General features: G+C 64.7%; 22 protein-coding genes and 1 tRNA gene. 10 read left to right on the top strand and 13 right to left on the bottom strand.

Annotation, left to right across the window (positions count from 1 at the left end; all coding sequences use genetic code 11):
• The first annotated feature begins 3 nt into the window (after nt 1-3).
• Nucleotides 4-960, top strand: coding sequence for a sce7725 family protein (locus tag E8E91_RS06850; protein ID WP_280375128.1), 957 nt, complete (start codon nt 4-6; stop codon nt 958-960).
• Between the two features lie 34 nt (nt 961-994).
• Here E8E91_RS06850 and E8E91_RS06855 read toward each other — a convergent pair whose 3' ends face one another.
• Entirely contained in the window at nt 995-2,233 is a 1,239-nt protein-coding gene (locus tag E8E91_RS06855; RefSeq protein ID WP_280375129.1) for a tyrosine-type recombinase/integrase, read from the bottom strand.
• A gap of 168 nt (nt 2,234-2,401) precedes the next feature.
• Nucleotides 2,402-2,478: transfer RNA gene (locus tag E8E91_RS06860), tRNA-Arg, on the bottom strand.
• A 320-nt stretch (nt 2,479-2,798) separates the two neighbouring features.
• Between E8E91_RS06860 and gabD the strand changes: the two genes are divergently transcribed.
• The 4 genes from gabD (at nt 2,799) to E8E91_RS06880 (ending at nt 8,587) form a co-directional block, all read left to right on the top strand.
• Nucleotides 2,799-4,250: an NADP-dependent succinate-semialdehyde dehydrogenase gene (gene gabD / locus E8E91_RS06865; RefSeq protein ID WP_190834870.1), complete on the top strand. Its 1,452-nt coding sequence runs from the start codon at nt 2,799-2,801 to the stop codon at nt 4,248-4,250.
• A gap of 168 nt (nt 4,251-4,418) precedes the next feature.
• Complete coding sequence (gene gabT, locus E8E91_RS06870; RefSeq protein WP_280375130.1) at nt 4,419-5,696, top strand: 4-aminobutyrate--2-oxoglutarate transaminase; 1,278 nt, start codon at nt 4,419-4,421, stop codon at nt 5,694-5,696.
• A 342-nt stretch (nt 5,697-6,038) separates the two neighbouring features.
• Nucleotides 6,039-7,250 carry an HDOD domain-containing protein gene (locus tag E8E91_RS06875; protein WP_280375131.1) on the top strand — a complete coding sequence of 404 codons (1,212 nt, stop codon included), beginning with the start codon at nt 6,039-6,041 and terminating at the stop codon, nt 7,248-7,250.
• Nucleotides 7,251-7,366: 116 nt separating this feature from the next.
• Nucleotides 7,367-8,587, top strand: coding sequence for an HDOD domain-containing protein (locus tag E8E91_RS06880; protein ID WP_280375132.1), 1,221 nt, complete (start codon nt 7,367-7,369; stop codon nt 8,585-8,587).
• Here E8E91_RS06880 and E8E91_RS06885 read toward each other — a convergent pair.
• Nucleotides 8,584-9,174, bottom strand: a complete 591-nt coding sequence (locus E8E91_RS06885) for a 2-hydroxychromene-2-carboxylate isomerase (protein WP_280375133.1) — start codon at nt 9,172-9,174, stop codon at nt 8,584-8,586. The two genes, E8E91_RS06880 and E8E91_RS06885, sit on opposite strands and share 4 nt — an antisense overlap.
• A gap of 40 nt (nt 9,175-9,214) precedes the next feature.
• Nucleotides 9,215-9,955 carry an SDR family oxidoreductase gene (locus tag E8E91_RS06890; RefSeq protein ID WP_280375134.1) on the bottom strand — a complete coding sequence of 247 codons (741 nt, stop codon included), beginning with the start codon at nt 9,953-9,955 and terminating at the stop codon, nt 9,215-9,217.
• Nucleotides 9,956-10,042: 87 nt separating this feature from the next.
• Between E8E91_RS06890 and E8E91_RS06895 the strand changes: the two genes are divergently transcribed.
• Nucleotides 10,043-10,615: a TetR/AcrR family transcriptional regulator gene (locus E8E91_RS06895; protein ID WP_280375135.1), complete on the top strand. Its 573-nt coding sequence runs from the start codon at nt 10,043-10,045 to the stop codon at nt 10,613-10,615.
• On the opposite strand, the gene E8E91_RS06900 is transcribed toward E8E91_RS06895, so the two are convergent.
• Together E8E91_RS06900 and E8E91_RS06905 are read right to left on the bottom strand one after the other, a co-directional pair.
• Nucleotides 10,604-11,524, bottom strand: coding sequence for a LysR family transcriptional regulator (locus E8E91_RS06900; RefSeq protein WP_280375136.1), 921 nt, complete (start codon nt 11,522-11,524; stop codon nt 10,604-10,606). The genes E8E91_RS06895 and E8E91_RS06900 overlap by 12 nt on opposite strands.
• 60 nt (nt 11,525-11,584) lie before the next feature.
• Nucleotides 11,585-12,487, bottom strand: a complete 903-nt coding sequence (locus tag E8E91_RS06905; RefSeq protein WP_280375137.1) for a DMT family transporter — start codon at nt 12,485-12,487, stop codon at nt 11,585-11,587.
• Nucleotides 12,488-12,632: 145 nt separating this feature from the next.
• On the opposite strand from E8E91_RS06905, the gene E8E91_RS06910 reads away from it, so the two are divergent.
• On the top strand, nt 12,633-13,556 hold the full coding sequence (locus E8E91_RS06910) for an autotransporter domain-containing protein (protein WP_280375138.1): 924 nt from the start codon (nt 12,633-12,635) through the stop codon (nt 13,554-13,556).
• Nucleotides 13,557-13,710: 154 nt separating this feature from the next.
• Here the strand turns inward: E8E91_RS06910 and E8E91_RS06915 are convergent, their stop codons facing one another.
• Complete coding sequence (locus E8E91_RS06915) at nt 13,711-13,875, bottom strand: rubredoxin (protein ID WP_280375139.1); 165 nt, start codon at nt 13,873-13,875, stop codon at nt 13,711-13,713.
• A 96-nt stretch (nt 13,876-13,971) separates the two neighbouring features.
• On the bottom strand, nt 13,972-15,045 hold the full coding sequence (locus E8E91_RS06920; protein ID WP_280375140.1) for a fatty acid desaturase: 1,074 nt from the start codon (nt 15,043-15,045) through the stop codon (nt 13,972-13,974).
• Between the two features lie 100 nt (nt 15,046-15,145).
• Between E8E91_RS06920 and E8E91_RS06925 the strand changes: the two genes are divergently transcribed.
• Complete coding sequence (locus E8E91_RS06925) at nt 15,146-16,159, top strand: AraC family transcriptional regulator (protein WP_280375141.1); 1,014 nt, start codon at nt 15,146-15,148, stop codon at nt 16,157-16,159.
• Nucleotides 16,160-16,279: 120 nt separating this feature from the next.
• Here E8E91_RS06925 and E8E91_RS06930 read toward each other — a convergent pair whose 3' ends face one another.
• On the bottom strand, nt 16,280-16,975 hold the full coding sequence (locus E8E91_RS06930; RefSeq protein WP_280375142.1) for a Crp/Fnr family transcriptional regulator: 696 nt from the start codon (nt 16,973-16,975) through the stop codon (nt 16,280-16,282).
• Between the two features lie 84 nt (nt 16,976-17,059).
• Between E8E91_RS06930 and E8E91_RS06935 the strand changes: the two genes are divergently transcribed.
• On the top strand, nt 17,060-17,584 hold the full coding sequence (locus E8E91_RS06935; protein WP_280375143.1) for an Mpo1-like protein: 525 nt from the start codon (nt 17,060-17,062) through the stop codon (nt 17,582-17,584).
• Between the two features lie 287 nt (nt 17,585-17,871).
• On the opposite strand, the gene E8E91_RS06940 is transcribed toward E8E91_RS06935, so the two are convergent.
• Together E8E91_RS06940 and E8E91_RS06945 are read right to left on the bottom strand one after the other, a co-directional pair.
• The gene (locus E8E91_RS06940) at nt 17,872-18,612 is read right to left on the bottom strand and encodes a hypothetical protein (protein ID WP_280375144.1); all 741 of its coding nucleotides are present in this window, start codon (nt 18,610-18,612) and stop codon (nt 17,872-17,874) included.
• A gap of 121 nt (nt 18,613-18,733) precedes the next feature.
• A complete protein-coding gene (locus E8E91_RS06945; protein ID WP_280375145.1) occupies nt 18,734-19,522 on the bottom strand; it encodes a helix-turn-helix domain-containing protein in 789 nt (262 codons plus the stop codon).
• 125 nt (nt 19,523-19,647) lie between these two features.
• Between E8E91_RS06945 and E8E91_RS06950 the strand changes: the two genes are divergently transcribed.
• A complete protein-coding gene (locus E8E91_RS06950) occupies nt 19,648-20,049 on the top strand; it encodes a hypothetical protein (protein ID WP_280375146.1) in 402 nt (133 codons plus the stop codon).
• A 36-nt stretch (nt 20,050-20,085) separates the two neighbouring features.
• On the opposite strand, the gene E8E91_RS06955 is transcribed toward E8E91_RS06950, so the two are convergent.
• The gene (locus E8E91_RS06955; protein WP_107504069.1) at nt 20,086-20,826 is read right to left on the bottom strand and encodes a sulfite exporter TauE/SafE family protein; all 741 of its coding nucleotides are present in this window, start codon (nt 20,824-20,826) and stop codon (nt 20,086-20,088) included.
• 304 nt (nt 20,827-21,130) lie between these two features.
• Nucleotides 21,131-22,120, bottom strand: coding sequence for a sulfate ABC transporter ATP-binding protein (locus E8E91_RS06960; protein ID WP_280375147.1), 990 nt, complete (start codon nt 22,118-22,120; stop codon nt 21,131-21,133).

Genomic DNA, 22,120 nt, shown 5'->3' on the forward strand with positions numbered 1-22,120 from the left:
GTAATGTATAGCCCCTATTTGTACGCTCGTGCATCAGAACTGCTTGCTTTGAGGAATTTGCTTAAGAACGATGTCGACTTGTCCGCGCTCCTACCAATACTGGAACCGGTGGTTGCCAACGTCTCCAGTCTGCTCCGCTGTATGGACGAGTTTGGGAAGGCGGAGCGGCCGTTAATCATTGTCGTTAATCCGCTTCAGAATGAGTTTCACGATAATGTCGGAGCGCAGCAGCAATTCCGCGCTGATCTGGACGGGGTTTTCGCTAAATACCCGTCCTTGATTCCGGGTTACCTTGTTGGGCCGCATTCGACGAAAGCAAAAATAGAAAATTTCTGCGAAAAGTATGCAGGTCGTGCTTTGGCATTGCTCTACAGCAGCACTCCTCTAGATGATGCCGAATTCAAGTCAGTTATCTCTAATGCAAGAGTTGCGTATCATGCGGTTCTGAATGAGCGAATAGCTGCTGCTCAAGTGGCTATGCTGCCAAAAGAAAAGCTTATTGATGTTCGTGATGAGTTTAATAAGCTGCCTCGTAATGCTGACTATGATGGCGCTGAATTCTTCACGGATCGTCATAAGAATATTGGTAAGTCGTTTGCTGTCATAGGTGACTACACCATTACCGGGCGAGTCCTTGAAGTTGGCGGCGGCAAACCAGGTGCTATTGCTATCCACGCTACTTACAAAAATCAGAAGACTGCTGATGTGTGGGTGGAGCATTTCGTTTCCGATGATCGTGATCGGGATATAGGTGATGCGGCCTCAAAATTTCTTCAGGCGGCTCGGAAGCTCGTCGGCCAAGCGAAGAAAAGACCACGAGAGTTTGGGAGCGATGCTGCGTTGGACATGTACGCCGAGCACGTTGAGAACGGGACGTTCTCGGGCCTTCCGAAAAACAAGGAATACCAGCTCTATCATCACATCTGCCTGATGCTCTCGGTCGTCACCGGCAAGCTTTGAGGTCCGCGTGAGGCGGGGGCAACCCCGCCTTCGGCTATACCATTCCCCCCTTGAAATCACCCTGAACGACGTTTCCGCGTTCGAGCTCATCAAGATAATCTGCATACCACTGCATCATTGTCTTGCGCTGCTCCAGGTATATCGCCTTGTTGTAAACACCCGACACACCTTCCTCAACATGTGCGAGTTGGGCCTCCACATGTTCCCGAGGAAAGCCGTGCTCACGTAGCGTCGTCGACGCGATGTGTCGAAATCCGTGTCCGGTTTGGCGACCTTCATACCCCATCCGACGTAGCGCCATATTGAAGGCCATATTGCTACGTGGCTTCTTGCGATCGCTCCGGCCGGGGAAGAGAAGAGGGTAGCGCCCGGACATCACATGCAACTGTTTGAGCGCATCCAGCGCCTGGCGAGAAAGCGGTACCAGGTGATCGCGGCGCTTCTTCATTCTCGATGCCGGGATGCTCCAAAGAGCTTTGCGGAAATCAATCTCCTCCCATGGGGCCTCACGCAACTCGCTTGGCCGGACGCCTGTCAGCATCAGGAGACGAAGGCCGAGTCGTACGTCCTGGGCGTGAGGATAGGCACTAATGGCGCGCAGAAGTTCTGGCAGCTCCCGGGCCGTGACGTGTGCGTAGTTCTCCGCAGGTTTGGTCTGCAGAAAGCGATTGAGGCCTTCGAGCGGATTGTGAATGGCGCGGCCGGTGACGCGGGCGAGGTCGTAGATTTCCTTGCAAGAGCGACGCACACGGCTCATCTGCTCAATGATGCCCTTCTGCTCCATACCTCGGAGGAACTCCATCCACTCGATGGGCAGGATCTGCGCAAACGGGCGCTTGCCGAAGACGGGGAAGACATGAAGCTCCAGGGCGCCGACTGTGCGGACAGTAGTGTTCTCTGCCCAACCGGGTGTTCGGATCTTTATCCACTCTCTGGCCAGTTTCTCGAACGTATTGGTTGCCGCCTCGAGTTCGGCTGCCTGTTGCTCCCTCTTTATTAATAGAGGGTCGTTGCCGTGGGAGATTTCCTTCCGCAGTTCGGCTGCTTTCTTCCTAGCCAGCGCAGGGCTGATGGCGGGGTATCCGCCCAGACCCAGCCAGCTCCATTTCCCAGCCTGATTCTTGTAACGCAGCTGCCAGGACTTCTGGCCTTCTGGTTTCACCCGCAGGTAGAGGCCATTGCCGTCATGCTCGCGGTACTCCCGCGCCTCAGGCTCCAGGCCAGCTACAGCCGTGTCGCTGAGCGGCCTGCGCTTGATTTCTGATCGTTTCACACGCTTGTATCCCTTCAGTTCGATTTATCCCCAGGGGTACACAAGGGGATACACCAAGACCGAGTATAGGGAGACACAACGGGAGACAACCAGAAACGACAAAGCCCGCACTAGGCGGGCTTTTCCGATCGTTTCGTAGGCATCTGGAGACAACTAGAAACTATGCAATGGCGCATCCGGCGGGATTCGAACCCACGACCCCTGCCTTCGGAGGGCAGTACTCTATCCAGCTGAGCTACGGATGCTTATGGGGGCGCAATAATACCGATGTCAGGGCTTGGCGTCCATGCGGGTTCCTTTGTTCGTGATGTTGAACGATGGTCCAGCATCTGGTCATCTTTGATCAGGATTTCGACAAACAGTAACGACTTTTTGTTGATTTTATCGAACGGGCTATTGCCCTCAGGTTTTCGGCACCCTAGGATTCCGTTTGAGATTTCAAACGCCCCCTCGCCTTACCAGAAGCCGGGCCGTTCCAATCACTCCGTCCTGGCCAATCCCGCATTGGCTGAAGAACAACAACCTGCCCCGGGGCCCGTGCAGCGCCGGTGTGAAGGAGACAGAGATGCAATTGAAAGACGCCAAGCTGTTCCGCCAGCAAGCCTATATCGACGGCACCTGGCTGGACGCCGACAGTGGCCAGACCATCAAGGTCAACAACCCGGCCACTGGCGAAATCATCGGCAGCGTGCCGAAGATGGGCACCGCCGAGACTCGCCGCGCCATCGAGGCTGCCGAGCGTGCTCTGCCGGCCTGGCGTGCGCTGACCGCCAAGGAACGCGCCAACAAGCTGCGTCGCTGGTTCGAACTGATGATGGAGAACCAGGACGACCTCGGCCGCCTGATGACCATCGAGCAGGGCAAGCCGCTGGCCGAAGCCAAGGGCGAGATCGCCTACGCCGCTTCCTTCATCGAGTGGTTCGCCGAAGAAGCCAAGCGCGTATACGGTGACGTGATCCCCGGCCACCAGCCCGACAAGCGCCTGATCGTGATCAAGCAGCCCATCGGCGTGACCGCTGCCATCACCCCGTGGAACTTCCCGTCCGCGATGATCACCCGCAAGGCCGGCCCGGCTCTGGCCGCCGGTTGCACCATGGTGATCAAGCCCGCTTCCCAGACCCCGTTCTCCGCCCTGGCCCTGGTCGAACTGGCCGAGCGCGCCGGCATCCCGAAAGGCGTCCTGAGCGTGGTCACCGGCAGCGCTGGCGAAGTCGGCGGTGAGCTGACCAGCAACCCGGTCGTTCGCAAGCTGTCCTTCACCGGTTCCACCGAGATCGGTCGCCAGCTGATGGCCGAATGCGCCAAGGACATCAAGAAGGTGTCCCTGGAGCTGGGCGGCAACGCACCCTTCATCGTTTTCGATGACGCGGACCTCGACGCCGCCGTAGAAGGCGCGCTGATCTCCAAGTACCGCAACAACGGCCAGACCTGCGTTTGCGCCAACCGCCTGTACGTGCAGGACGGCATCTACGACGCCTTCGCCGAGAAGCTGAAGGCCGCCGTGGCCAAGCTGAAGATCGGTAATGGCCTGGAAGACGGCACCACCACCGGCCCGCTGATCGACGAGAAGGCGGTGGCCAAGGTCCAGGAGCACATCGCCGACGCCGTTTCCAAGGGCGCCAAGCTGCTCGCCGGTGGCAAGCCGCACAGCCTGGGTGGCACCTTCTTCGAGCCGACCATCCTGGTCGACGTACCGAAGAACGCCGCCGTGGCCAAGGAAGAAACCTTCGGCCCGCTGGCTCCGCTGTTCCGCTTCAAGGACGAGGCCGATGTCATCGCCATGGCGAACGACACCGAGTTCGGCCTGGCTTCCTATTTCTACGCCCGTGACCTGGGCCGCGTGTTCCGCGTGGCCGAGGCGCTGGAGTACGGCATGGTGGGTATCAACACCGGCCTGATCTCCAACGAAGTGGCGCCCTTCGGCGGTGTGAAGGCCTCTGGCCTGGGCCGCGAAGGTTCCAAATACGGCATCGAGGACTACCTGGAGATCAAGTATCTCTGCCTCGGCGGTATCTGATCCAAAGACGGGGCAAGGCGCGAAAGAGCGCGCGGCGCCCCAGCTCCACCCATGAAGAAACGGGCCTCCGGCAAGCCTTCGCAGTCGATCATCGTATGCTGCGACGGCCCCTACCGGGGGCATTCATCCTTGAGACTGAGCCGCCCGATGAGCGGCCGTGAGGAACTTATGAGCAAGAACGAATCCCTGCTGAAACGCCGTGCCGCAGCCGTTGCCCGCGGTGTCAGCCAGATCCACCCGATCGTCGCCGAGCGCGCCGAGAACGCCACCGTTTGGGACGTCGACGGCCGCGAGTACATCGACTTCGCCGGCGGTATCGCCGTACTGAACACCGGCCACCTGCACCCGAAAGTGATCGAAGCCGTTCAGGAGCAACTGACCAAGCTGTCCCACACCTGCTTCCAGGTTCTGGCCTACGAGCCCTACATCGAGCTCTGCGAAGAGATCGCCAAGCGCGTACCGGGTGACTTCGCCAAGAAGACCCTGCTGGTGACCTCCGGCTCCGAAGCCGTCGAGAACGCCGTGAAGATCGCCCGTGCCGCCACCGGCCGCGCTGGCGTAATCGCCTTCACCGGCGCCTACCACGGCCGCACCATGATGACCCTGTCCCTGACCGGCAAGGTGGTTCCGTACTCCGCCGGCATGGGCCTGATGCCGGGCGGTGTGTTCCGTGCCCTGGCTCCGTGCGAACTGCACGGCGTGAGCGAAGACGACTCCATCGCCAGCATCGAGCGCATCTTCAAGAACGACGCCCAGCCGCAAGACATCGCTGCCATCATCATCGAGCCGGTTCAGGGCGAAGGTGGCTTCTACGTCAACTCCAAGCCGTTCATGCAGCGCCTTCGCGCCCTGTGCGACCAGCACGGCATCCTGCTGATCGCCGACGAAGTACAGACCGGCGCTGGCCGTACTGGCACCTTCTTCGCCACCGAGCAACTGGGCGTCGTGCCTGACCTGACCACCTTCGCCAAGTCCGTTGGCGGTGGCTTCCCGATCTCCGGCGTCGTCGGCAAGGCCGAAGTCATGGACAGCATCGCTCCCGGCGGCCTGGGCGGCACCTATGCCGGCAGCCCGATCGCGTGCGCCGCGGCCCTGGCCGTGCTGAAAGTGTTCGACGAAGAGAAACTGCTGGAGCGCAGCCAGGCTGTAGGCGAGCGCCTGAAGGCCGGCCTGCGTGAAATCGCAGCCAAGCACAAGGTCATCGGCGACGTTCGTGGCCTGGGTTCGATGGTTGCCATCGAGCTGTTCGAAGGCGGCGACGAAAGCAAGCCGGCTGCCGAACTGGTTGGCAAGATCGTGGCCAAGGCTCGCGAGAAGGGCCTGATCCTGCTGTCTTGCGGCACCTACTACAACGTCATCCGCTTCCTGATGCCGGTCACCATTCCCGACGCACAACTGGACAAGGGCATCGCCATTGTCGCCGAGTGCTTCGACGAACTGGCCTGATTCCCCAGGTAGTGAAAAAAGACCCGCTTCGGCGGGTCTTTTTTTGCCTGCGCGAGTTGATTGCTGGCAGACCTTCGGCCTGCTTGGCGAATGAATTCGCCCCTACAGGCGTGGGCGAAGCTTCGCGCGGCATGGATAACGCCTTCCGGGAAGGGCGGCGGTGTCCCGCTCGAATTTTCCTGCGCTGCGTTCAACCTTGGTCTACACCACTATCCAGCGTGCAGGCCGCGGATTAGACTGCCCGCCGCAATTTCATGACGACAGATCCTCCCCCTGCTTCAGCCAATTCCTGGCCCTGCGCAGGGTTTGTCACGGACGACCCACCCGCCATTCGAGGTATCCATGCCCGCCGCCGCCCAGGTTCCGGAAGTCCTGATTGCCGAGGCCGACCCCTGGACGTCGGATCTGCTGGCGCAACTGGTCCTGGATATTCGCGGTGATGTCCGCGTGGTGCAGGTGGCCGACGGCCGCGAAGCCCTGTCGCGCTGCAAGCGGCGGCTGCCGGATCTGGTGATTGCCGACGGCGAGCTGGGTGGGATCGATGGGGTGGAACTGCTGCGCCAATTGCGCCGCCATCCGCGCACCCCAGCCCTGCCTTTCGTGCTGATCAGCGCCCGCGTCGATGCGGCCAGCGTGCGTGCCGTGCGGCCGCTGGCGCCATCAGCGTACCTCGGCAAACCGTTCAACGCCGCCAAGCTGCGCAAGCGTCTCGGCGCCCTGTTGCCCGCCGGTGAGGGCGCAATGGGCCAGCTGACGCCGGCCTTGCTGATGAGCAGCCTGAAGGAATTCCTGGACAGCGTTCGCGAGGAGGGCCAGGGAGCGCCCTTGCTGGACGATGTCCGCGACGCCGTGAGCCAGTGCCTGCAGGCGGATCAAGTCGACCTGCGCGATCTTGATGAAATCTTCTCCCGCGACCCACAGATCACTGCTCGGCTGATCGCCGCTGCCAACAGCGCGGCCCAGCACCTCGGCATGCCTTGCCAGACCCTGGCCCAGGCCATGCAGCGGCTGGGCGTCACCCGTGCGCTCAACCTTGTGCTCGGCATGGCCCTGGAGCGCAATGCCCGGTTGCGTGACCCGCGCCTGTCGGAGTTGGCTGACCTGGTCTGGCAGGCCGCCCAGCGCAGCGCCGAGCTGGCCTACTGGGTGGCCAGCGAGCTGGAGCTGGATGCCGAGCTCTGCTACACCGCCGGGCTGCTGCACAACATGGGCGAACTGGCCCTGCTGCGCAGCCTGCAGGATTGGCAGGACGCCGGCGGCAACCTTAGCAACGAGGAGCTGCAGGACGTGATGCAGCGGCGGTCGGCGGGCTTCGGTTCGGCCCTGCGCATCCGCTGGCGCCTGCCCTTCGGCCTGCGTGAGCTGGTGGCTGCGTTCCACGGCCTGGGCGCCGGAGTGTTCTCCCGCGAAGCCCTGGTGCTCAACCTCTGCGCCGCGCTGCTGCGCCTGCCCCATGGCGAAAGCCCGGCGAGCCTGACGGACGAGCGCGCGGCCCGACTGCTGCGCCTTGACCCCGCACTGCTGGAACGGTTGCCGGGACGCCTGCTGTCCTGATGCCGTCCGGGCTGGCGTGCCAGCCCCGGCATTGTCTAGTCTGCTGAAATGCTCGTTGCAGTTGTACGAGCGGTACAGGAAATTTCCGGGAGTTGAGCGGAACAGGATCGCCACGCATGGCTGATATGGAACAGGCACCGAGGGTGCTGATAGCCGACCCCGATCGCTGGAGCGCCGAGCTGCTCGTCGCGCTCGTGCGCAAGGCGCGCTGCGACGCCCAATTGGTGGTGCTGCAGGACAGCCTTAGCGTGCTCGAGCATTGCAGCACCGGCTGGCCCGACCTGCTGATCGTCGACTATGGCCTGCCCGGCGTCGGCGGGCTGGAGCTGCTGCGGGAAGTGCGCCGCCAGCGGCGCCATCCGCCCGTACCATTTTTCCTAATCACCGAACGCGTGGATGCGGCCAGTGTTCGCGCCGCCCTGCCGTTGGCCCCCACCGCCTACCTGGCCAAGCCATTCAACGCCGAAGACCTGTTGAAGCGCCTGCGCAACCTGCTGCTGGAACCGGGTGAGGAGGTCGCCTGCCCAGTGCCGTCCAGCTCCACCGGAAAAGCGCTGGACGACTACCTGGCCGAGGCGCGCGAATCCTCCGCGGGAGCGCCGCTGCTGACCACGGTGCTGGACGCGCTGCGGCTGGCCCTGGATGCCCCCGCGCGCGACCTTGCCGAACTGGAGCCGCTGTTCCACCAGGACCCGCAGCTCACCGGCCAACTGATCGCTGCCGCCAACAGTGCCGCCCAACACCTGGGCAGCGGCTGCCAGACCCTTGCCCAGGCCCTGTCCCGGCTCGGCCCACAGCACAGCCTCAACCTTGCTCTGGGCCTGGCCCTGCAACGCAGCGTCAACCTCACCGATCCCTTGCTGGTGCCCCACGGCGAGCGCATCTGGCGGCAATCGCAGCGCACCGCCGAGCTGGCGCGCTGGTTGGCGCAATGCCTGGAAGGGGATGGCGAGCGCTGTTATACCGCCGGGTTGCTGCACTCGCTGGGAGACCTCGCGGTGCTGCGTAGCATCCAGAGCTGGCGTGACGACGGCGGAGAAGGGCTGACCGAGGAGCAGGTCGACGCCGCGCTGCACACCCATGGCGCACCCTTCGGTTCGGCCCTGCGCACCCGCTGGCGCCTGCCTCTGGAACTGCGTCAGTTGATCGCCGCCGCCTATCAGCTCGGCGGCGGCGTCTACTCGAAGGACGCGCTCATCGTGCACATCGCCAAGCTCGCGGCCGAGTTGCCCGAGGGCGAAGACGCCAGCGGCCTCGCCCGGCACAAGGCGGCACGGATGCTCGGCCTGGATGCCACCTTGCTGGCGTCGCTGCCGAATCCGGTCGCTGCCGGCTAGGCCAGCGCCTCCTCGACGAAGTCCAACCGGTCCTGGCCGAAGTACATCTCCTCGCCGACGAAGCAGGTGGGCGCGCCGAACACGCCGCGCTTCACCGCTTCCTCGGTGGAAGCCTTCAGCGCGTCCTTCACCTCCTGATCGCCCACCAGGGCCAGCAGCGCTTGCGGATCGAAGCCGGCTTCCTGCAGGACGGCGGCCACCACGGCGGGGTCGCCGAGGTTGCGCTTGTCCTGCCAGAGGGCGCGGAACATGGCGTCCAGATAGGCTTCGAAGCGTTCCGGCTGGCGCAGCTGCACGCCGATGGCGCCGCGCATCAGCGTCAGGGTGTTGATGGGGAAGTAGGGGTTGAAATGCATCGTCACGCCGTAGCGACGGGCGAAGCGCTGCATGTCGATCATGGTGTGGCGGGCCTTGGCCGGGACTGCGGCCGGGGACGCGTTGCCAGTGGCCTGGAACACGCCGCCCAGCAGCATCGGGCGGTAACGCAGCGTCGCATCATGGCGCGCGCAGATACCTGGCAGCTGCGTCCAGGCCAGGTAGCTGGCCGGGCTGCCGAGGTCAAAGAAGAATTCGACCGTTTTGGTCATGGGTGCATTCTCGTCGTTGGTTGTCGGCTACGGCCAGGGATTACCAGCGTTCCATCCAGGGGCGCAGATCCAGTTCAAACGTCCAGGCATCGCGGGGCTGGCTATGCAGATACCAGTAGTTCTCGGCGATGTGCTCGGGGGCGAGGATGCCGTCCTCGTCCTTCAGTGCATAGCGCTCGGGGAAGCTCTCGCGGATGAATTCGGTATCGATGGCGCCGTCCACCACCACGTGGGCCACGTGGATGTTCCTCGGTCCCAGCTCGCGCGCCATGCTCTGGGCCAGGGCGCGGATGCCGTGTTTGGCACCGGCGAAGGCGGCAAAGCCAGCGGCGCCACGCAGGCCAGCGGTGGCGCCGGTGAAGAGGATGGTGCCGCGCCCGCGAGTGACCATGCGCTTGGCCACCGCCTGGCTGGTGAGGAAGCCGGAGAAACAGGCCATCTCCCAGATCTTGAAGTATTTGCGCGCGGTCTCTTCGAGGATGCTGCAAGGCACGTTGGCGCCGATGTTGAAGACGAAGGCTTCAATCGGGCCGATGTCCCGCTCGATGGTTTCCACCAACTCGGCGACGTCTTCTTCCTTGCGTGCATCGGAGCCGAAGCCATAGGCCTCGCCACCGTCGGCGCGAATGGCATCCACCAGCGGCTGCAGCTTGTCGGCGCTGCGCCGGGTCACGCAGGCCACATAGCCCTCGCGGGCGAAGCGCCGGGCGATGGCACCGCCGGTGGCGTCACCCGCACCAATTACCAGTACGACTTTCTTGTTTTCGGTCTCGCTAGCCATGCTGTTCACCTTTACTGAACGATCGTTAGCTGAACGGACGTTATGCTATGCTCGCCAACGCGTCAAGCCAGTCCACCGGAGGTCGTCGTGCGTTATTCAGCCAATCACAAGGAAGAAACCCGGCAGAAGCTGCTGGAAAGCAGTGGCGCCATCGCCAAGCGCGGCGGGTTCTCCACCACCGGCGTCGATGGCCTGATGAAGGCCATCGGCCTGACCGGCGGGGCCTTCTACAGCCATTTCCCGTCGAAGAATGACCTCTTCACCGCCATCGTCCAGCGCGAGCTTTCACAAAGCCTGATCGGCCATGTCGCCCGCGGCGAAGGCTTCTGCCGCGACAAGCTGGAGCGCTGCCTCGACCGCTATCTGAGCATGGCCCATCTGCAGAACCCCGACACGGGCTGCGCCATCCCCGCACTCGGCGCAGAAATCGCCCGCGCCGAACTTCCTGTGCGCGAGGAAGCCGAGCATTGGATGCTGGAGTTGCAGCGGGCCTGGGCGGAAATCCTCGAAGACGGCGAACTGGCCTGGGCACTGATTTCCCAGTGCGTTGGTGCCCTGGTGGTGGCGCGCATGCTCGCCCGCGAAGAGACCCAGTCCGAAGTGCTGAGTGCCAGCCGGAGTTTCCTCGGCCGGGTGGTGGATGACCGGCTAGAGCAGTGACTGCTCCGCGCAGACGCTCAGAATCTGCTCCCTCAGCCAGACATTCGCCGGGTCCTGGTCGAAAGGCTGCGCCCAGAGGAGTTCCAGGGAAAAGCTCGGCAGATCGGGCAGCCGGCTGGTGACGGTGCGGGCGTCGCCCAGGCGTTCGTGAACCCGCGCCGGCATGACCATCAGCAGCTCGCTGGCGGGGATCAGTTGCAAGGCCGCCAGGTAGTTGTTGGTCCGGGCGGCGATCTGCCGCGAGCGGCCCTGCTGCTGCAACCAGCCATCGATCATGTTGCGGTCCGAGTCCCAGGGCGTGGGAAATACCTGGCGCCGCGCACAGAAGGCATCCAGGTTATCCACAGCAGCGGTGCCGGCAGCGCGTACGCAAAGCAGGTCGTCCTTCAGCAGCGCCAGGCTCACGAGGCCAGGATGGGCGCGGTGCTGGTGCGGGCCGAAGCCCAGGGCCAGGTCCAGTTCGCCATGGACCAGCGCCTCAGCGGGGATTTCTCGCCCCAGGCGCTGCACATCAAGGCTGACCGGGTAGCCGGCATCGCTCAGCCGACGCAGCAAGGGCGGCAGGATCAGCAGCTCGAAATACTCCGGCGCGCAGAGCCGGAAGGTGCGCGGAGCCTGGCTGGGGTCGAAGGCGTTGGCCTCGCTGAAGCAGGCGTTCATCAGCTCGATCATGGCGCGGGCGTGAGGGCGCATGGCCAGGGCCTTGCGGGTGGGGCGCATGCCGCTGCGGGTGGCGATGAACAACTCGTCGTCCAGGGTACTGCGCAGTTTCTTCAGGCTGTAGCTGACGCTGGAGGCACTGAGATTCAGCGCCTCCGCCACCTCGCCCAGGTGCTGGCGCTCGTGGATTTCGAGGAAGACCAGCAGGTCCTGGATATCTATCTTGCGCAGTCCGTTGGCGAGCAGCATGGCCGGGTTCCATTGGGCGGGAGCGCCATCAGAACCCGCGCCAGTCGACATAGCAAGCACTCAGGCGGCCGCCGTGCGCGCCGGGCTCAAGCGCGCCAGCCAGAGCATGCCGAGGACGATCAGCACGGCGCCGGCCCAGGCCAGCGGCGCGGGCGCCTTGTGCAGCCAGAAGCTCTGGAGCAGCAGGGCGAACAGACCGCTCAGGTAGCTGTAGGCGATCACCGTGGCCGGCGGCAGCCAGTGGATGGCCCGGTGCAGCAGCCAGAAGGTGGCCAGGGTGGCGGTCAGGGCCAGGTAGAACAGCCAGGCGACGTCGCGCAGGGCGATCCCTTGCAGGCCTTCCCAGCGTTGTCCGAGGGTGCTCACCAGGGCCAGCAGCAGGCCGCCCGCCAGCAGGTTGCCGCAGGCCACGGAGGCGGCGCTGCGCTCGCCGCCGAGCCAGGGTTTCAGGCGCTGGCTGAGGGGGCCGTAGAGGGCCATGGCGAAGCAGCCGACGCCGTAGACGCTGTAGGCGTAAGTATCGAAATGGGCGTTGTCGAGACCGAGCAGGGCCAAGGCGCCGAAGGCCGCGACCAGGGTCGGCCACAGGCGTTGCAGCACCGGCTTGTGCAGCAGCAGGCGTTCGCCACAGAGGGTCAGCAACGGCACGCTGACATACAGCAGCGCGGTATCCAGCGCCTTGGTGTGCTTCAGGGCTTCGAACAGGCTGCCGAAATAGAGGGCCAGCAGGCCGCCCAGCAGCGCATGGGCCAGCAGCGCACGGCCGCCGGGGAGACCGGTGCGGCGCAGCAGCAGGAAAGGCAGGAACAGGCTGCCGGAAATCAGCAGGCGCAGGGCAGTCAGGGGCAGGGCGTCGAGGGTGGGATTCACCTCGGCGGCGGCGAAGAACGACAGCGCCACCAGCAACGCCCAGAGCAGCATCGAAGCGTGGGCGTTGAGACCGGGGGAGAGGGATGGGCGCATGGTGAAGCTCCTGTGTGTGCAGGTGGCTATTGCGCCAGCGGGGCAAAATTCCGGCAAATCAGAAACTCGCGAGTGGATTCGGGAAATTGAATTGCCCAGCATGACGCTAGAGTTATCCACATGCCCCCGCCTGGAGATGCCCTTCATGGGTCAGGATCAAGCGTCGCGCGCTTTCTTTGCCGCACTCTGTGCCTTGCTGACGAGCGCGCCAGCCCTCGGCGATTCCCTCGCCGCCGCCAGCCGTGCCTACCTGCTGGAGGACAGCCATTTCCTTCGTGACGCCGCCTCCGAGCGCATCCAGCAGATCCGCTTTTCTTTTCGCGAGCCGCCCCTGGAAGAGGACCAGACGCCAGCCTGGATGCGTGCCTTCGGCAGCCACGGTTCTGCCGATGCCGACCACCACGCGCCGCGCCGGGAACGTGATATCGGCGGCGGGCTGCTGGGCAGCGAGCGCAAGCTGGGCAACTGGCTGGTGGGTGGATTGGGCGGCTATTCGGCGAGTTCGGTGGACGTGGAGGGCGAGGACGCGGATATCCACAGCCTGCACCTGGGCGTCTACGCCGGTACCAAGATCTACAACCAGATCGGCGTGAAGCTGGGTGCGGCCTGGAGCGGCCATGACGGCGACCGGCGCGCGGCCGACGGGGACAGCGGCCAGGTGTTCGGCGAGCTCAGCTATTCCCTGGATTTCCGCGATTTCAGTGCCGAGGGCTTCAGCGAGCTGGCCTACGTGCGACTGGACAGCGATGCGCTTGGCGCCCTGGACAACCAGCGCGATGAGATCGGCTACAGCACCTTCGGCCTGCGCGGCACCACGCGCATCGAACTGGCTTCGGGGCGGCGCCTGACGGCGCGCATCAGCTCCGGCTGGCGACATGCCTACAGCGATAGTCGGCTGGAAGATGAGAGCGGCGGCGCCGTGGCCCTGACCCGCGATGCCTTCAGGCTGGATGCGGGCTTGGATTACCAGCTCACCGAACAGGCTTACGCCGGGCTGTTCTACAACGGCACCTACGCCGAGGATGCGCGCGACAACGGGGTGACGGCGCGGGTAAGCCTGAGGTTCTGAGCAGCGCGGGCGGTTCCCGGAGCCGCGGGGGATGAAACCTGTAGGAGCGAATTCATTCGCGAAGCAGGCCGAAGGACTGCCCTTCATGGCATTGGCGTCGCATCAATCGCGAATGAATTCGCTCCCACAGCGAGGTGGCATCGCAAATGCCAGCTCAGATTTCCTGCATATCGAAGTCGTTCTTGCCGACGCCACAATCCGGGCAGATCCAGTCATCCGGTACGTCGTTCCAGGGGGTGCCGGCGGGGATGCCCTCTTCGGGCCAGCCTTTGGTTTCGTCGTAGATCAGGCCGCAGACCACACAAATCCAGGTTTTCATGCCGCTACCTCTTGCTTGCAGCTGTGCTCGGGGAAAGGCGCGCGCCGGGGGCGCGCGCAGTCGCGATCATAGGGGCGGCGGTGCGTCGCCCGTGCCCTAACCAAGGGTGGGTTGGGCGGGTTGCGCGGCAGCCTTCTCCTTCGGGGTCCAGCGGTTGGCGCGGACGAAGGTGCCGAAGTCGTTGAAGCGCACGCCCATCTCGCGCATCACCCTGTGCGCCACAGGTGCGGTCATCTGGCGGATGTAGAAGGGTTCCTTGACCACGAAATGGTGGATGGCGTGGGTGCTGCCGAAGTTGAAGCAGAACGCCTGCAGCGGCCACATCCACCAGGGGTTGAGCACCTGGGTCTGCTGGATCACGTTGCCCAGTTCGACATCACCGTAGTAGTGCATGTTGGAGCTGACGAAGTGCAGGCAGAAGGTGCGCAGCACGTTCGGCCCTACCAGCACCACCACGGCAATGTTGACGATGTTCATTGCCTCCAGGGTGCCGGCCGACCAGGCGATGGGGGCATTCATGGCCCAGGCCAGGGTGTCGAGGGCGTGGAAGCCGAGGAACACGTACCAGGTGCCCCAGTTCAGCAGGGCCAGCGGAGCGTAGACCTTCAGGGTGCGCCAGAGGATGCTGCGTTTCTGCGCCCAGGTCTTGGCACGGGCCATGCGGATCAGCGAGGACATCACGTTGTCCCCTACCATCAGCAGGCGCGCCAGGCCCCAGGGTTCGCCGTTGGTAATGGCGCGTTCCTCCATGTCGGTCTCGGTGCCCGAAACCTTGTGGTGGTTGAGGTGCAAGTGACGGCGGACCCAGGGGTTGATGGTGCTCGGCCGCGCCATCCAGACCAGCGCCATCATCAGGTTGTGCGGCACCTTGCGCTTGCGGAAGTACATGCTGTGGATCAGGTCGTGCTCCAGCTCGTGGGTCAGCGAGGCGAAGAACGCGTTGAGCAGCAGGCAGGCCCACCAGGCGAGCTGGTCGTTCAGGTAGAGCAGGGCCGAGCCCAGCATGCCGACCAGGGCGAAGGCGAGGATGCCGGCGCCGATGGCGTCCTGGTGGTTCAGTACGGGGTAGCGCTGGCGCAGCTCGTTGCCGCGGGCCATCACCACCTCACGAATATGGGCTGATCGCTGCTGGTCATTCAGTGCGCGGGGGCTTGCAGGCGTGGTGGACATGCTTCCATCCTCTTGTTGGCGATGGTCCTACTCTGCCGGCAGGACCCCTCGCCGCGCCCGACCGAGCACGCCAACCTGTTGACCGGAAACGCCAACCTGCATGAGCGAACCCACCACCCTCGCCAGCTGGACCCGAGCCCTGCGCAAGCAGTTGGACGCGCTTGGCCTCGACAGCGCCGACCTGTGCCGGCAGGCGCAGCTCGACCCGGCGCTGATGGACGACCCCAACGCACGCTATCCCTTGTCCGCCACCACCCGGCTCTGGCAACTGGCGGTGGAGGCCAGTGGCGACCCGGCGCTGGGGCTGAATATATCGACCTACGTCAGCCCCACCACCTTCCACGCCCTGGGCTATGCCCTTGTGGCGAGTGGCAGCCTGCGGGAAGTCTTCGAGCGCATCGTGCGTTATCACCAGGTGGTCAGCGACGCGCTGGAGCTGGAACTCAGTCGCCAGGGCGAGCGCTATCTGTTCCGCCTGCGGGTGCGCGAAGACGGTTTCGAGCCGGCGCCGGAAGCGGTGGATGCCTTCGCCGCGATCTATGTGCGCACCTGCCGCAACCGCATTGGCCGCGACTACGCGCCGCTGGCCGTGCACCTGCGACGGCAGGAGCCGGCGGACCCGCAGCCCTGGCACCAGGTGTTCCGCGCGCCGCTGGTCTTCGGTGCCGAGGAAAACCTGCTGGAATTCGCCGCCGAGGATTTCGAGCGGCCGCTGGACGATGCCAATGCGGAACTGGCCGAACACAACGAGGCGGTGCTCAAGCGCACCCTGGAGCAGCTTCAGCAGCCCACCTGGTCGCGCAAGGTGCGGGCCTGCCTGGAGGCCCAGTTGCCCAATGGCGAGCCTTCCGCCGAGCGCATCGCCCACTCCCTGCACCTCAGCCTGCGCAGCCTGCAACGCCATCTGGCGGACGAAGGCTGCAGCTACGAACAACTGCTCGGCGACACCCGCCAGGCGCTGGCGCTGGTCCACATGCGCGACCCGCGCTGCTCCATCAGCGAGATCGCCTACCTGCTCGGTTTTGCCGACACCAGCAGCTTCAGCCGCGCCTTCAAGCGCTGGACCGGGCAGAGCCCGAGTCAGTATCGCGAAAGCCTCACCGCAGGTCGTTGAGCGCAGCTGGTTTCCTGTAGGGGCGATTTCAATCGCCAAGCGAACCGCAGGTTCGCCATGGAGTCGCAGGGGGCGGCTGCTCCACCCTTGGCGAATGAATTCGCCCCCACAGCTGAAGGGCTACGATTTGCCCTGCGCTGCACGCTTGAGCAGCTCCGGATCGAGAATCTCGATCTCCCCGTAGGTCAGGCGCACGGCGCCCAGGGCTTCCAGGTCCTTGAGGATCTGGTTGGTGGTCTGGCGGGAGATCGACAGCATCAATGCCAGCTGCTCCTGGGCAAGGTGGATCGAGCGCCGGCGCACCGTCAGGCCGCCATATCCCTCGGCGATCATCAGCAGCCGCCGCGCCAGGCGCTGGGGTGCCGGCAGCAGGCTCATTTCCTCCAGGGCGATGAACGCCAGGCGCAGCTTCTGGCTCATCAGCAGGGCGAAGTCGCGCCAGTGCGAAGGCTGTCGATCTAGCAGGGCCAGCAGCGGCGCCTGGGGCAGGTGGAGCAGGGTCACCTGGCCGTCGGCGAAGGCATCGTGGGTTCGTGGCTGACCGTCGAACAAGGAGATTTCGCCGAACCAGTGGGGTGGTTCCACCAGCACCAGCAAGGCCTCCTTGCCACTTTCGCTGATGCTGCCGACGCGGACCGCACCCTCCAGCACTGCATAGAGTCCACAGGGCGGATCGCCCCGGCGGAACAGGCGCTGGCCGGGTTCCAGCCGGCGTAACTGGGCCATGGCCAGGAGCTCGTCCTGCAGGGCGGCGGGCAACAGGCTGAACCATTGGCCGGTCAGCAGGAGGTCGCGATGGTGCTTGAATTCGATCATGGGCTTTGTCGGCTAGCTGACAGAGGTTGCCTGGGGCATGACGCCATTATCGGCGCAACTGCCTGCAAACCTGAGGACACAACAATGAAAACCCTCATCGACCAACTTGGCCAGTACGCCGAGTACCACCGCGACCGCCGCAACATCGCCACCCATTTCGTCGGCATTCCGCTGATCGTCGTTGCCGTCGCTGTGCTGCTGTCCCGTCCGGGGACCGAAGCCTTCGGCCTCTGGCTGTCGCCGGCGGCGTTGGTCAGCCTGGTTTCCGCGCTCTACTACTTCCGCCTCGATCTGCGTTACGGCCTGGTGATGACCGTGCTGCTCGCACTGAGCCTGTGGATCGGCGCGGCCCTCGCCGTCCAGGGCTCCGCCGCCTGGCTCGGCGCCGGGCTGGGGCTGTTCGTGGTGGGCTGGATCATCCAGTTCGTCGGCCACTACTACGAGGGCCGCAAGCCGGCCTTCGTCGACGACCTCACCGGACTGATCATCGGGCCGCTGTTCGTGGTGGCTGAACTGGGCTTCCTGCTGGGGCTGCGCAAGGAAGTCGAGCACGCCGTGGAAGAGCGTGCGGGCCCGACCTGCATTCGGGAGAAGAAGGCGGCGGTTTGAGCTGAAGAATTTCGCCCTCACGGACTGCTCCCTCTCCCTCCGGGGTGAAGAGGCATGCTTTCGGAAGCACTGCTTCCGTTGCCGATGAACGCCTGAGCGCGAAGCGATCAGGCTGGGGCGCAGGGCGGGGCTGGGGTGAGGGTGCCAACCGCTGCGCGGTGCTCCCCATAACTTGCCCTCCACCGATCTTCGCGACTGAAGTCGCTCCCACAACGGCAGGCCTTCGGCCTGCTTGGCGAATGAATTCGCCCCTACAGGGTTCGTGCCGCCGGGGGAGCAAATCAGTCTCAGAGGACGCCCAGCGTCAGCAACTGCCCACTCATCGACCGCGCCTGGCGGTCCACCATCATCGGCGCGTAGGGCCGGCCGGAGGCGCTGACCAGCGTGTTGCTCTGGCTGTTCAGATCGCTCAGTGCAGTCCTCAGGAACCCCCAGCGAGTCTTCAGCTTGGCCAGCGCCGGGTCGGCTTTTTCGTCCAGCGGCGCCAGTTGCTCGTCGATGGCCGGCAGCAGGCGGCGCTCGTCCTGGCCGATGTAGGTTTCGCCGTTCTCGCGGGCAATCTCGAAGGTGCCGATATAGGCCCGGCTCAGGTACTGGACGTTGAGGTATTCCACCTTGGCGGGCAGCTCCTCGGCCGCGCCTGAGCCGGCCTGTGAGCGGGCGGCGATGAGGAAATCGCGCAATGCCTTGGCCAGCTCCTGGGGATAGCGCCATGGCACGTCTTCTTCGTTGTGGCCGTAGGAAACGCCCTGTTCGAGTTGGGTAACAAAGGCGTCGTGCGCCTTGCGCAAGTCTTCGCTTGGCGTGGCGATGCGCTGGTAATCGGCGTCCAGGGCCTTGAGGTCGGTGCGCATCCGCTCGGCATGGACGTCCTGGAATCCCTCACCCCGAAACAGCAGCAGGCTGGCCGTGGCACGGCTGGCATGGACCTGTACCAGCTCCAGAGGTGGGAGCTCGGCGGCGAGGATGGGCATTGCGATGCCCAGGAGAAGGCTGAATAGCGGGTACAGCAGAACCTTGCGGATCATGGCGGGTGCTCCTGTTCTTGTTGTTCTGAGGAGTCGTGAAAGGTGCCGGCACAGCTTACTGGGCTGTGATCCCGAGGCTACTACCCGAAAGAACGATTTGTTGTGGGTGAGTCGAGTTTTTTCAGGCGCCCGCCAGCAGCCTGCGTAACAACTCGGCACTCGCCGGGTCGGCGGGAAACAGGGTTTCCAGCCCCAGTTCGGCCAGGGTGACGTCCACTGGGGTGCCGAACACCGTGATGGTGCTGATGAAACTCATGACCCCGACCTGTGTGCGCAGCTGCAACGGCACGAGCACCGCGTCGCTGGGCAGCCCTTCAGGTGGAGGCGGGGCGGGGTAGCCGCTGAGCTCATCGAACAGGTTCTGCAGTTGTGGATCGCCGCTGACTTCGATATCCCGGCGCAGGCGTTCCAGCAGGTGCGCTCGCCACTGGCCGAGATTGACGATGTGCGGCGCCAGGCCCTGTGGATGAAGAGACACGCGCAGCACATTGAGCGGCGGCGCCAGCAGTTCCGGGGCCACGCCTGACAACAGAGGCGCGACCGCGCCGTTGGCTGCCAGCAGGTTCCAGTGCCGGTCTACCGCCAGCGCCGGGTTGGGTTCGTGGGCCTTCAGCAGTTGCTCGACCGCTGCACGGGCGCCGGCCAGGGCCGGGTCATCGAGCGAACGCTGGGAAAACAGCGGCGCATAGCCGGCCGCGGTCAGCAGGCGATTGCGCTCGCGCAGGGGAATCTCCAGTTGCTCGGCCAGGTGCAGCAGCATCTCGCGGCTGGGGTGGGCGCGACCGTTCTCGACGAAGCTCAGGTGGCGCGTGGAAATCTCCGCGTCGCAGGCGAGGTCAAGCTGGCTCAGGCGGCGCCGCTGGCGCCATTGGCGCAACAGGGCGCCGACGGGTTGGGTGTGTGCGTTCATGGCTCCGACGATAGTCCAGCCGGGGAATGCCGGCCATTACCTGGCAGGTAATCGACCCGCTGCGGCGATCGCGCAAATCTGTCGCCAAGCGCCACCCCGGCGCCCCACTCGACAGGAGAATCACCATGACTCATCTCGATATGTCCCCGCTGCTGCGCCGCGCCCTGCAAGCCGATGCCCTGGCCAGTGGCGCCGTGGGCCTGTTGCTGGCGCTGGCCGCCGGCCCGCTGGAAGAACTGCTGGGCCTGCCCCGCGCGCTGCTGTTGGGCGCGGGTATCGTAATGCTGCCCTACGCGCTGGTTCTCGGCTGGCTGGTCAACCGCGCCACCGTGCAGCGCGGCTGGATCTGGGCGGTACTGGCGATCAACGCAGTGTGGGTAGTGGACAGCCTCTCATTGCTGGCCCTTGGCTGGGTGGAGCCGACCCTGCTGGGCAAGGTATTCGTGATCGGCCAGGCCGTGGCGGTGGGTGTGCTCGCCGAACTGGAGTTCTTCGGCCTGCGTCGCTGCCAGGCGGTCAGCGCGTGACGGCTGTTGGCGCCGGCCTTGGCCGGCGCCTTGTTTTCAGAACAGGCCGCGCAGGGCCAGGTCGCTGCCGAGCAGCAGCAGGCCGATGAAGAACCAGCGGCGGAAGCGCTCGGCACTGATGCGCTTGCGCAGCCATTGCCCGCCAGCCATGCCCAGCAAGGCGGGCACCAGGGCCAGCAGGGAGGCACCCAGCACCGCCGGTTGCAGCAGCTCGCCGCTGTGGCCAAGGCTCACCGCCAGGGCAATGGTGGAGGCGCTGAAGGACAGTCCAAGGGCCTGCACCAATTCATCCTTTTCCAGGCCAATGGCCTGCAGGTAAGGCACGGCGGGGATCACGAAAACCCCGGTCAGCGCCGTCAGGGCGCCAGTCACCGCACCGATCACCGGCCCCAGCCAGCCTTCGTTGGCCGGCGCCACGGCGAAGCGCACCGAAGCGAGCCCGAGCACCGCGTAGACCACCAGGGCGATGCCGAGGATCGAGGTCGCGCCGGGCAGGTCGGCGGCATTCACCACCCAGGCCATGGCCCAGGTGCCGACGAAAATACCGGCCAGCATCGGCCACAGACGGCGCAACATCGCCAGCGGACTGCTGCCGGCGGCGAGCTGCCAGATATTGGTGACCATGGACGGCACGATCAGCAGGGCGGCAGCCTGCATGGGCGGCATCACCAGCCCCAGCAGCCCGACGGAAATGGTCGGCAGGCCAAGGCCGACAACGCCCTTCACCGTGCCGGCGAGCAGGAAGGTGGCGGCTATCAGGGGCAGGTAGGCAATCAGGGAATCGGCCACGGTTTCACTCCTTGTGTGGGGCGCATGTTGGTGCGCCGGTGAATTCGTGGCCAGTATCCGTGGCGCGGGAAGGGGATGATTCGGGGTGGAGTGAAGTGTGGAATGCAGGGTGACGCGCCTCCCTCTCCCCCGTCCCCTCTCCCTGAAGAGGAGAGGGGTGACTCGCGCCTGGTGGTTACGAGATCGCCGGAAACTCGGTGACTGCCTGAAATCCGAATCTGAACCAGGCGCGTCCTGGCTCCCCTCGCCCTTCAGGGAGAGGGGCAGGGGGAGAGGGGAGCTCCGCTCGGTGTTAGAACCCCGCCGCCTTCTGCCAGGCCTTGGGCTTGAAGAACAGCGTCTCGCCACGCACCAGGCCGATCAGGCTGTCGTGGTCCTTCACCACTTCGGCCTCGATCAGTTCGTCCTGGCCGTCCACCTTCAGGGTCACCCGGGTGATGGCGCCCAGCGGGCGGATGTCGCGGACTTCGGCGGCGCGGTGTTCGGCCACTTCGGAACGCGAGAGCGAGACTTCATGGGGACGGAACAGCAGGTGCTGGTCGTCGCCCAGGTGCAGGCGGTTGGAGTCGCCCAGGAAGTGGTAGACGAAGTCGCTGGCCGGGTTCTCGTAGACCTCGCCCGGTGCGCCGATCTGCTCGATCACGCCCTTGTTCATCACCACGATGCGGTCGGCCACTTCCATGGCTTCTTCCTGGTCGTGGGTGACGAATACGGAGGTCAGGTTGATCTCCTCGTGCAGGCGCGCCAGCCAGCGGCGCAGCTCCTTGCGCACCTTGGCGTCGAGGGCGCCGAAGGGTTCGTCCAGCAGCAGGATCTTCGGCTCCACCGCCAGGGCGCGGGCCAGGGCGATACGCTGGCGCTGGCCGCCGGAGAGCTGCTCGGGGTAGCGGTCGGCGAGCCAGTCCAGTTGCACCATGTTCAGCAGTTCATGGACCTTCTCGGCGATCTGCTTCTCGCTCGGGCGCTCGCGCTTGGGCTTCATGCGCAGGCCGAAGGCGACGTTGTCGAACACCGTCATGTGGCGGAACAGGGCGTAGTGCTGGAACACGAAGCCGACGTTGCGATCGCGCACGTCGTGCTGGGAGACGTCCTCGCCGTGGAACACGATGCTGCCCACGTCCGGGGTTTCCAGGCCGGCGATGATCCGCAGCAGGGTGGTCTTGCCGCAGCCGGACGGGCCGAGCAGCGCCACCAGTTCGCCGCTGTGGATATCCAGGCTGATTTCGTTGAGGGCCTTGAAGGCGTTGAAGTTCTTGCTGACGTTGCGGATTTCAATGCTCAC

Source organism: Pseudomonas sp. BN515 (assembly GCF_029873155.1).
Classification (GTDB): domain Bacteria; phylum Pseudomonadota; class Gammaproteobacteria; order Pseudomonadales; family Pseudomonadaceae; genus Metapseudomonas.

What these genes read in the sequence shown, in the direction of transcription:
- E8E91_RS06850 (WP_280375128.1), top strand. Translation starts at nt 4, where the DNA reads ATGTATAGCCCCTATTTGTACGCTCGTGCATCAGAACTGCTTGCTTTG.
- gabD (WP_190834870.1), top strand. Translation starts at nt 2,799, where the DNA reads ATGCAATTGAAAGACGCCAAGCTGTTCCGCCAGCAAGCCTATATCGAC.
- gabT (WP_280375130.1), top strand. Translation starts at nt 4,419, where the DNA reads ATGAGCAAGAACGAATCCCTGCTGAAACGCCGTGCCGCAGCCGTTGCC.
- E8E91_RS06875 (WP_280375131.1), top strand. Translation starts at nt 6,039, where the DNA reads ATGCCCGCCGCCGCCCAGGTTCCGGAAGTCCTGATTGCCGAGGCCGAC.
- E8E91_RS06880 (WP_280375132.1), top strand. Translation starts at nt 7,367, where the DNA reads ATGGCTGATATGGAACAGGCACCGAGGGTGCTGATAGCCGACCCCGAT.
- E8E91_RS06885 (WP_280375133.1), bottom strand. Translation starts at nt 9,174, where the DNA reads ATGACCAAAACGGTCGAATTCTTCTTTGACCTCGGCAGCCCGGCCAGC.
- E8E91_RS06890 (WP_280375134.1), bottom strand. Translation starts at nt 9,955, where the DNA reads ATGGCTAGCGAGACCGAAAACAAGAAAGTCGTACTGGTAATTGGTGCG.
- E8E91_RS06900 (WP_280375136.1), bottom strand. Translation starts at nt 11,524, where the DNA reads ATGCTGCTCGCCAACGGACTGCGCAAGATAGATATCCAGGACCTGCTG.
- E8E91_RS06905 (WP_280375137.1), bottom strand. Translation starts at nt 12,487, where the DNA reads ATGCGCCCATCCCTCTCCCCCGGTCTCAACGCCCACGCTTCGATGCTG.
- E8E91_RS06910 (WP_280375138.1), top strand. Translation starts at nt 12,633, where the DNA reads ATGGGTCAGGATCAAGCGTCGCGCGCTTTCTTTGCCGCACTCTGTGCC.
- E8E91_RS06915 (WP_280375139.1), bottom strand. Translation starts at nt 13,875, where the DNA reads ATGAAAACCTGGATTTGTGTGGTCTGCGGCCTGATCTACGACGAAACC.
- E8E91_RS06920 (WP_280375140.1), bottom strand. Translation starts at nt 15,045, where the DNA reads ATGTCCACCACGCCTGCAAGCCCCCGCGCACTGAATGACCAGCAGCGA.
- E8E91_RS06925 (WP_280375141.1), top strand. Translation starts at nt 15,146, where the DNA reads ATGAGCGAACCCACCACCCTCGCCAGCTGGACCCGAGCCCTGCGCAAG.
- E8E91_RS06930 (WP_280375142.1), bottom strand. Translation starts at nt 16,975, where the DNA reads ATGATCGAATTCAAGCACCATCGCGACCTCCTGCTGACCGGCCAATGG.
- E8E91_RS06935 (WP_280375143.1), top strand. Translation starts at nt 17,060, where the DNA reads ATGAAAACCCTCATCGACCAACTTGGCCAGTACGCCGAGTACCACCGC.
- E8E91_RS06940 (WP_280375144.1), bottom strand. Translation starts at nt 18,612, where the DNA reads ATGATCCGCAAGGTTCTGCTGTACCCGCTATTCAGCCTTCTCCTGGGC.
- E8E91_RS06945 (WP_280375145.1), bottom strand. Translation starts at nt 19,522, where the DNA reads ATGAACGCACACACCCAACCCGTCGGCGCCCTGTTGCGCCAATGGCGC.
- E8E91_RS06950 (WP_280375146.1), top strand. Translation starts at nt 19,648, where the DNA reads ATGACTCATCTCGATATGTCCCCGCTGCTGCGCCGCGCCCTGCAAGCC.